The sequence below is a fragment of the Nonomuraea basaltis genome, assembly GCF_005893125.1.
GTDB lineage: Bacteria > Actinomycetota > Actinomycetes > Streptosporangiales > Streptosporangiaceae > Nonomuraea > Nonomuraea basaltis.
This window is the reverse complement of the sequence record NZ_VCJS01000474.1, coordinates 1-3058: the sequence shown is the minus strand read 5'-3', so window position 1 is coordinate 3058 and position 3058 is coordinate 1. Positions and strand designations below refer to the sequence as shown.

Genomic DNA, 3058 nt, shown 5'->3' with positions numbered 1-3058 from the left:
GGGAACGTCGCGTGTCAGCTTAGCGATCCCATGTCAGACGTAGCGTCTGGCGGGGGTTGTGCCCACCGTGGAGGGGTGGCGTGGGCGTGCAGGTGGAAGCCCGCGCCCAGTGCTGCTCCTCGCGGCCGGTGCCGGGTGGTGGGTGTGCTGATCGTCGTCACGCCCTGGTGCCGGTGGGCTGCGCGGGGCAGCCGTCTCCGGTCCGTTGGTGCGTGTCCCTCCGGACGCTGGCCCGCCGGACCTGAGGGGCCGGTGGGGGAGGGTGCCCTGCGTCGCCTGGGCGCGGGGCGTGGGCTACGGCGCCGGGTCGGGCCGGTCTTGGACCGATCCGTCCGGCGAGTCCTTGAGGTAGGCGGGGTGATGACCGCCCGGGCTTCCAGTTTGTCCACCACTGAGCCGATCGCCATGGCGCCGGTGGCCCGGTCCACGGCGGTTCTGGCCTGGTGGGTCAGGCCGCGGGCGGCGATGCGGCGCCAGGCGCCGTGGTCGCGGTCGCCCTGCCAGCCGCAGGCCGGGTTGGGGCAGATCGCCCACTTCCACCCGGCGATGGCGGGCTTGTCGGGTGCCTTGCCGTGCCGCAGCGGCGTCAGGCAGTGCGGGCAGTGCTTGGAGGTGTTGCGGGCGGGGACGGTCACCACCGCGATCCCGGTTTCGGCGGCCAGGTGCCGGATGTGGTCGGTGATCTGGCCGCGCACCTGCTGTGACAGGCGGGTGTTGAGGGTGCGGCCCATCCCGCGGGCTTCCAGCGATCGCAGGTCTTCCAGGTAGATGACCGTGGCGCGGGCGGCGATGGCCTGATCGACGGCCCACCGGGCGGCCGCCCGGGCCAGGGCGTCGTTGAGGTTCGAGCGGCGTGCGGACAGGTGGCGGATCTCCTCGGCCAGCAGCGCGTGCCTGCCCGCCACGGCCGGGTGGGGTGCGCGCCCGTTGATCAGGCGCTGGTAGCAGTCGGTCTTGGCGTGCAGATGCTCCGACAGCCGGCGCAGGCGGTGCTGCTTGGCCAGCACGCCGGCGGCGCGGAACTGGGCGCCGGCCCCCAGCGCGGTCAGGCGCCCGTCCGCGTGGCGCCGTACCGCCCCGGCCGACAGCAGCGTGTTCAACCCCCAGTCCACCCCGAGCGCCATGGTGTGTCCGGTGCGCCGGGCCTGGGGGACGGCATGGGTGAAGGCCACCTCGGCACGCACCGCGCCGCCGATGAGGCGCAAGGTGGGCAGATGCAGCACCGCGTCAGCCGGAACCGTGGAGGGCAGCGTGATGGGGCAGGCCACCCACTCCCAATCCGCATACGAGCGCGGATCCGGCCGGGTGGGCAACTGCAATCTGAGCAACGCCCGCCCAGGGTCGCTTTCGCTGCGCTCGAGGGTGGCCTGCTGGCGGTCGCAGGCGGCCAGCAGCAGCATCCGCGCCGCCCGCGGCGCGCCCTCCAGCTCGCACACATCGGCCGGCAACCGCCCGCTCGATCGCAGGAACGCGGCGATCTGCCGAGTGCGAGCCTTGATGATCCCGGCGGGCAGGTCTGCCCCGCCGGGGACCGCGGCGCGCACGGCATCCCACTCCTGCGCCGTGCGTTTGCACGGGTCGGCGGGCCAGGTGGCCACGACACCGGCAGTGAGTCCGGCCCGCCAGTGCGCCGAGCGCAACAGCCTTCCGGCCTGCTCCTGAGCCATGCGCACGATCCGGTCGTTGACCGTCACACCCTCGGGCGCGGTGACCGTCCAGCCCAGCCTGCGCAGCGCCATCCACGCGTTCGACGGCAGCCTCCGCCCGCCCGCATCCACCCCAGAAGCCAGCAGAGCGACATCGGCCATGCTCCAGTGCTCGGCCAGCAGCCCCGCCGTGATACCGCCGACCAGCTCGGCGCACCAGCCGACCCGCTCGGCCAGCACCGTCGCAGACACCACCTCGCCCGTCGTCTCCTCCACCCCACCACGCAGTAGCGCGCGGGCACAGGCCATCCGGGCACTGTGGCCCGCGGCCAGCGGCGGCCTCCGGCTCACCGGCAACCCTCGCCCTCAAGACACCGGCCGCACCCATAGGGCACACAGCAGCGAGCATCCGCAGAGCCCATCCCCGCCAGCCGGCCACCACCGAGGGCAAAGGAGTGCTCCTCCGCCGCTCGCTGCGCCAGATTCGCCGCCGCCACCATCAAGCCTGTGCTGACCACCCGCGCGGCCCTGGAGCGCGCAGCCGGTGCACCCGCCCGACGCGGTGCTGGATCGACAGTGAAATGGACAGTGAAATCGACAGTGAACCGGTACGCCCGCACGACCTGCACCCCCAGTCACTCCGGACTTTCACCCTAAGTGACCGTTAGACTACCAGTCTCTGGCTCTGCCGGATAGAACATACGAGCGATGCACGAATGCTTGCAGGACTCGCGGCGCGCCCGCCCAGACGCCTCCGAGCACTCTTGCGAGTCCAAGAAGTCCGCTGCTATCAAGCCGCCACGGATACGTGAGAATCCCTAATCAAACTGGTTAGCCTTCCGTGACGGCGCTGTCGACGATCGTGCCCGCCAGGCCGGGGTACGCCCGGCAGAACGCCTCGGCGTACAACCCGTGGCTGCCGCCCAGATCGAGCAGGCTCTTGCTGCCCTCCGGCAGCGGCACCAGCGATAGCGGCCATGAGAATCCTCCCCGTTCACGGGGAGGAGCATGTCAAATTCTGTATCCAGGCATCGCCCCCACCATGGCGCTGACCACCAACCTGGTGCTCGGCGCCGCGCCGCCGGAGAAGGCGGGCGCCGCCTCGGCGGTCAGCACCACGGCCAGCGACCTCGGCGTCTCCTTCGGCATCGCGCTGCTGGGCAGCGTCGGCGCCGCGATCTACCGGGCCCAGATGCCCGCGGGCGTCCCCGCCGGAGCCGCTGACACGCTGACCGGAGCGCTCGCCGCCGCCGAACAGCTGCCGGCGACCGCGGCGCAGGCGCTCCTGGAACCGGCTCGCGCCGCCTTCACCAGCGGCCTCAACGTCGCCGCGGCCGTGGCCGCGATCCTCGCCGCCGGCGCGGCCGTCCTCGCCCTCACCCTCCTGCGCCGCGTACTCCCCACCGGCGCCC

2 protein-coding genes and 1 pseudogene are annotated in these 3058 nt (G+C 72.6%); 1 reads left to right on the top strand and 2 read right to left on the bottom strand.

What is annotated here, in order from left to right; translation table 11 throughout:
• Positions 1-14 precede the first annotated feature (14 nt).
• Positions 15-1955, bottom strand: coding sequence for a transposase (locus tag EJK15_RS68500; RefSeq protein ID WP_240778135.1), 1941 nt, complete (start codon positions 1953-1955; stop codon positions 15-17).
• Positions 1956-2477: 522 nt separating this feature from the next.
• Positions 2478-2609, bottom strand: coding sequence for a hypothetical protein (locus tag EJK15_RS77040; RefSeq protein WP_276615627.1), 132 nt, complete (start codon positions 2607-2609; stop codon positions 2478-2480).
• A gap of 79 nt (positions 2610-2688) precedes the next feature.
• Here EJK15_RS77040 and EJK15_RS68495 point away from each other — a divergent pair.
• Positions 2689-3058: pseudogene (locus tag EJK15_RS68495) on the top strand (MFS transporter); the annotation flags it as partial.